Genomic DNA, 4,498 nt, shown 5'->3' with positions numbered 1-4,498 from the left:
AATGCTCAGCCAAGCCTATACGTCTGGAATGCAAAAGGTGAAGACATCTTGCGCAAGATCCAGCGTGCGCGAGAGGCGATGGCATCACAGTCCAAAGAGAACGTTTTTTCTGAGACAGCACACTAGCAGGTACTCCATAAATTGTCCGCGCTTCTTGAGGGCGATAATCACGCCCATGCCGAACAGTTGGCGCCGGGCATCCTCGCCACTGCCGCCGAACACCTCCATGGGGATGATCCATTCCTTGATGCCGCTTTCAGTGACCAGGCGCAGGAAACGCCCCTCGCTGCCGTCGTCACTGTTGGTGGTGCGGGCCGCTACAGTCACGGGGGTGGCGATCCATTCGTCAGTGATAGGGCGGTCGCCGGTATCGCTCTCGGCGTCGTCATCATCTTGGCCAGCCACCCGCTTGAAGCCATGCCGGTACACACCGGGGCGCAACTTGCGGCCTTTTTCGTTCGTTACCCAGTGTTCATACACGCCCCAGCTCGGGCGCTCAGGCGCAATCGTTGGGTGTGCGCACGTCAGAAACTTGGCCGCGCCCTTTGCCGCATGAGTTGCGGTAGTTGTTGGCGCATCGGTGCCGTCAGTCGCCCCAGCCGTGCCGCCTAAATCAATCGTCAGGCGCGTGACGTTACTGGCTGGCATGGTCGGCTTCCCAGCGGTAAAGGTCGTTAAAGTCTGAGAGCGCGTCCGGCGCACCTACAGGCCACTCCGGGAACGTCACCAGGCCACCGACTGCGATGGCGGCGGCATTGGCTGCCGTGCGTCCGGGATTGCCCTCGGTGCGTCTGTCGTCGTCGCCCGCAATGATGATTGCGGCGGTGAGATATTCAGCCCGAAGTGCCAGCGCCACCGGCTTGAGGTTCCCGGCGTTCATGGCACAGGCGACGGTATAGCCGCCCTCCTGAAGGAGCGTTGCACCCGTGGCCCAACCTTCACAAATGCAAAGCGGTTTGTCTGCCGTGATGCGGCCCATGGGCGAATAGCAGCCCTTCACCCGGCCACCAGCCAAGAAACGCTTGCTGCCGTCCGGGGCTATCCGTTGCAGGTTGACCAGCACACCACCGGCATACAGCGGCACCAGCAATTCGTCATTGCGCTGGCGCAGGCCGTGGGAGCGAACGCCCTTGGCGATCAAATAGGCGTGGTCAGGGTTGGCGCGTCGTGCGTCACGCCACCAGCGCCGAGCAATAATTGCCGTGCTCTGTTGGCGTTGGCGCTGCTCGGCCTCGCGTTGCTGACGGGCCTGCTCGATGCGTTGGCGCACCTGGCCGGCTTCGTGATGGTCGGCAGGCTCACGACTGCTCCAGGTGCTGGCGCCACCAGACTTCCAACTGCCGAACGCCCCCGAGGCAATTCCGTCCAGATACAGGACGTACCAGCCGTTGAGGCTGCCGGATTTGTCGCCGGGAACGTGGAAGCGGTGAATGGCACCATCGGGGGTGGGCAACCAGTCGAGCAGACCATAGACAGACTGGAGCGCATCACGGAAACGGATCGTCGCGTTTTTCATGCTCGCCCCTTCGGTGGGGTGAGCCGCTCGGCAGTGACGTAGGACAGCACTGTGGCTTTTTTCTGGCAAGCCGATCCCGTCAGCGCCTGGCGGCACTGTTGAAAGTTCGTCATGGGATTAGTCCGGGCTTAAAGGGTGCGAGTAGGTCACGGGAGGAATGGCTTTTCTGGCCGCTGTAATGCTGGCCAACTTGCGGTTAGTGTCACGGCTTACCGCTGCCAGTTGGACTGAAAGCCCCGCCATGTGGGAGAGCATCCAGCAGATATGCCCGGCTAAAACATCGTCGAGCCGGTCAGTATTGACGGCACCGTCTAGTAGTTCGCTGATGGCGGTGATGCCCATGCACAGTCGCTCGCTGTGGTCGTGGGCCAAGGACATCAGGAGGTCCAAGCTATCCTCTTGATCGATCAAGTTGCCGGTTGGACTGCTTTTTAACGCCTCGAAAAGGGTTTGCCATGGGCTGGGAAAGCTCATTGTTTACCCCCATCTTCTTGGGCATTGTCACGCTTCGCGATCTTGGCTTGTAGCCAGGCGTCTACCTCGGCTACGACGTAGAACACAGCGGCCTGGCGGGAGTCGCCGTCCTTGATAGGGGCGGGAAAGGTCGGGTCTTTTGCCCTGAGCTTGTCGAGGCCCGAGCGGGTCACGTCTAGCCATTGGCAAAGCGCGGGCTGTCGAATCAAGCCTTTGCTTGGTGCAGGGTGATTCAGATGCATTCATATGCCTCCATACGGTTGAGGCTAGCTACGTTATGCATCTTTCTCGCCCCTGTCATAGCAATGCAAAATATTCGTTTGCATTGCAAGCAGGACTATTGGCTCAGCGCCTCCATAGCCTGTTTTGCCTGTCCCAGAGCATGATTTACATCGTCTTTGCGCGCTCCTTTCCACTTACGCTTACCAATTTCCTCAGCGGCAGCGCCCTGCTTTTTCCAGTCATCGCGCAACAGCTCCCAAAGTCCAGCGACCACCAGCGGCCATTCGATACGACGCTCTGCTTTTCGTATGCGCAATTCCATGCGGTCGCATCGTTCAGCCATGTCCATCAGATCAATATCGCCCTCAAATGGGCTGTCAATGCGGGCCAGGTCATTTGCCTCATCGCCGTAGACTAACGCTTGCCCATATGAGTGCGTCAACGCTGGCCACTCGGGGCATGCAGATGAATCATTGACAATCTGTGCTACCTGAAAAACCTCTTTGGATACGTATACCCGCACATAGTCTTCAGCTTTTACTGATACAAGAGCGCCATTGTCCCTGAGTGTAAGCACTCGCCACTCTTGCCCACGGCTATCAATGACCCAGCCGTCCTCTGGCAGCGGGTAAGGAATAACCGAAAGCCATCCATGTGCGTCACTCGCATGCGGTTCGTACAGGTGGTCATCGAACTTTTCTTGGGCGACTAAGCAAAAGCCGCGATCCGGGTAAATTTCATGGGCACTTCGTATAGCCTGCATATAGGCAGGCACTACCCCTGATAGCGCATACTCGGCCATCTCTCCATCGCTGACCTGTTCGCCGATCAGTAATGAGAACAGTTGGGCCGCCTCGCCCTCTGATATGTAGCGTTTGAGTTTCAGAGGCTTAATTGCCATATGTGTCCCTGCTGCATTGATTGGGAGTCGGGAGGGCTATGCCTATGGCGGAGCTGGCCTGACGGCACTGCCAAATAGACATGAAACTCATGATTCGATTGAGGGCATCAGGCCCGTTTAAGTGCTACGACGTTGCCACCTGCTAGCTTGTCGAGATGGTCTGCATACCACTGCATCATGGTCGTACGCTGGGCCAGGTACTGGGCTTTGTTGTAGACCCCTGCAATCCCATCTTTGACGTGAGAAAGCTGGGCCTCAATGTGGTTTTCGTCGAAGCCGTGTTCGTTGAGGATCGTGCTAGCGATATGTCGGAATCCGTGACCGGTCTGCCGACCTTCATAGCCCAGTCGGCGCAGGGCCATTAGGAACACGGTGTTGGAGCGTGGCTTTGTTGTATCGCTACGGCCAGGGAATAGCAGCAGGTAGGAACCTGTGAGGTTGTGCAGATTATGCAACAGTTCAACGGCTTGGCGTGGCAGGGGAAACACATGCTCGCGACGGCGCTTCATTCGTTCGGCTGGAATCGTCCAAAGACCGGTACCTAGATCGAACTCAGACCACCGGGCCTCTCGCAGCTCAGACGGCCGGCAAGCGAGCATAGACAGTAAGTGCAGGCCAATACGAATGTCGGCAGCGCTCGGGTACGCTCTGATGGCTCGTAATAGGGGTGGCAGTTCGTCGATTGGAACATGGGCATAGTTCTCGGCGGGTTTGGTCGTCAGGAACTTATGCAGCCCTTCAAGCGGGTTGTGGGTGGCACGTCCGGTGACGCGGGCTAGGTCGTAAATCTCCCGGCATATGCCACGTACTCGGCTGGTCTGTTCGATAATGCCGGTCTGTTCCATGCTGCGCAGGAACTCCATCCACTCCATCGGCAGAATGCCTTGATAGGGGCGCTTTCCGAAGACCGGGAATACGTGAAGCTCCAGTGCGCCTATAACTCTGGTCGCTGTCCCGGTACTCCAGCTTTTGCGCTTGTTGGCGTACCACTCGCGTGCCAGATGTTCGAACGTATTATTGGCGGCTTCAAGCTCTGCGGCTTTTTTTGCTCGCTGGGTGGCAAGCATGCTGCCTTCTTTAGCTGTGCCGTCGCGCAATTCTGCCGCCTTCTGGCGCGCCTGCTCGCCGGTTAACTGGTGGCTACCCTTGCCGTAACCTCCCAAGCCCAGCCAAGACCATTTGCCATCGGTTTTTTTGTAGCGCAGCTCCCAAGATTTCTGGCCGGTGGGCTTCACTCGCAGATAGAGCCCGGCGCCATCTAGTGTGCTGCCTCAGAAAAAACGTTCTCTTTGGACTGTGATGCCATCGCCTCTCGCGCACGCTGGATCTTGCGCAAGATGTCTTCACCTTTTGCATTCCAGACGTATAGGCTTGGCTGAGCATTG

The 4,498-nt window shown here is 57.8% G+C and carries 4 protein-coding genes and 4 pseudogenes; 1 reads left to right on the top strand and 7 read right to left on the bottom strand.

Annotated features, from left to right (window positions below; all coding sequences use genetic code 11):
* Positions 1-126: pseudogene (locus ACZYSM_RS28945) on the top strand (IS630 family transposase); the annotation flags it as partial.
* Here the strand turns inward: ACZYSM_RS28945 and ACZYSM_RS28940 are convergent.
* From ACZYSM_RS28940 to ACZYSM_RS28910, 7 genes and pseudogenes are all read right to left on the bottom strand, one after another.
* Positions 124-528, bottom strand: a pseudogene (locus ACZYSM_RS28940) (DUF927 domain-containing protein); the annotation flags it as partial. The pseudogenes ACZYSM_RS28945 and ACZYSM_RS28940 overlap by 3 nt on opposite strands.
* A 106-nt stretch (positions 529-634) precedes the next feature.
* Positions 635-1,516 (bottom strand): toprim domain-containing protein, encoded by an 882-nt coding sequence (locus ACZYSM_RS28935; RefSeq protein ID WP_489077061.1) that lies wholly within the window; start codon positions 1,514-1,516, stop codon positions 635-637.
* Positions 1,517-1,633: 117 nt separating this feature from the next.
* Positions 1,634-1,894, bottom strand: coding sequence for a hypothetical protein (locus tag ACZYSM_RS28930; protein WP_489077059.1), 261 nt, complete (start codon positions 1,892-1,894; stop codon positions 1,634-1,636).
* A gap of 92 nt (positions 1,895-1,986) precedes the next feature.
* Positions 1,987-2,232, bottom strand: a complete 246-nt coding sequence (locus ACZYSM_RS28925) for a helix-turn-helix transcriptional regulator (protein ID WP_489077057.1) — start codon at positions 2,230-2,232, stop codon at positions 1,987-1,989.
* A gap of 95 nt (positions 2,233-2,327) precedes the next feature.
* Entirely contained in the window at positions 2,328-3,113 is a 786-nt protein-coding gene (locus tag ACZYSM_RS28920) for a hypothetical protein (protein ID WP_489077055.1), read from the bottom strand.
* Positions 3,114-3,220: 107 nt separating this feature from the next.
* A pseudogene (locus ACZYSM_RS28915) lies at positions 3,221-4,372 on the bottom strand (tyrosine-type recombinase/integrase); the annotation flags it as partial.
* A pseudogene (locus tag ACZYSM_RS28910) lies at positions 4,372-4,498 on the bottom strand (IS630 family transposase); the annotation flags it as partial. The pseudogenes ACZYSM_RS28915 and ACZYSM_RS28910, both read right to left, overlap by 1 nt.

The organism is Pseudomonas sp. F220 (assembly GCF_057813935.1).
Note: the sequence above shows the minus strand (reverse complement) of the source record. Positions and strands in the feature narration are given on the sequence as shown.

What these genes read in the sequence shown, in the direction of transcription:
- ACZYSM_RS28935 (WP_489077061.1), bottom strand. Translation starts at nt 1,516, where the DNA reads ATGAAAAACGCGACGATCCGTTTCCGTGATGCGCTCCAGTCTGTCTAT.
- ACZYSM_RS28930 (WP_489077059.1), bottom strand. Translation starts at nt 1,894, where the DNA reads ATGTCCTTGGCCCACGACCACAGCGAGCGACTGTGCATGGGCATCACC.
- ACZYSM_RS28925 (WP_489077057.1), bottom strand. Translation starts at nt 2,232, where the DNA reads ATGCATCTGAATCACCCTGCACCAAGCAAAGGCTTGATTCGACAGCCC.
- ACZYSM_RS28920 (WP_489077055.1), bottom strand. Translation starts at nt 3,113, where the DNA reads ATGGCAATTAAGCCTCTGAAACTCAAACGCTACATATCAGAGGGCGAG.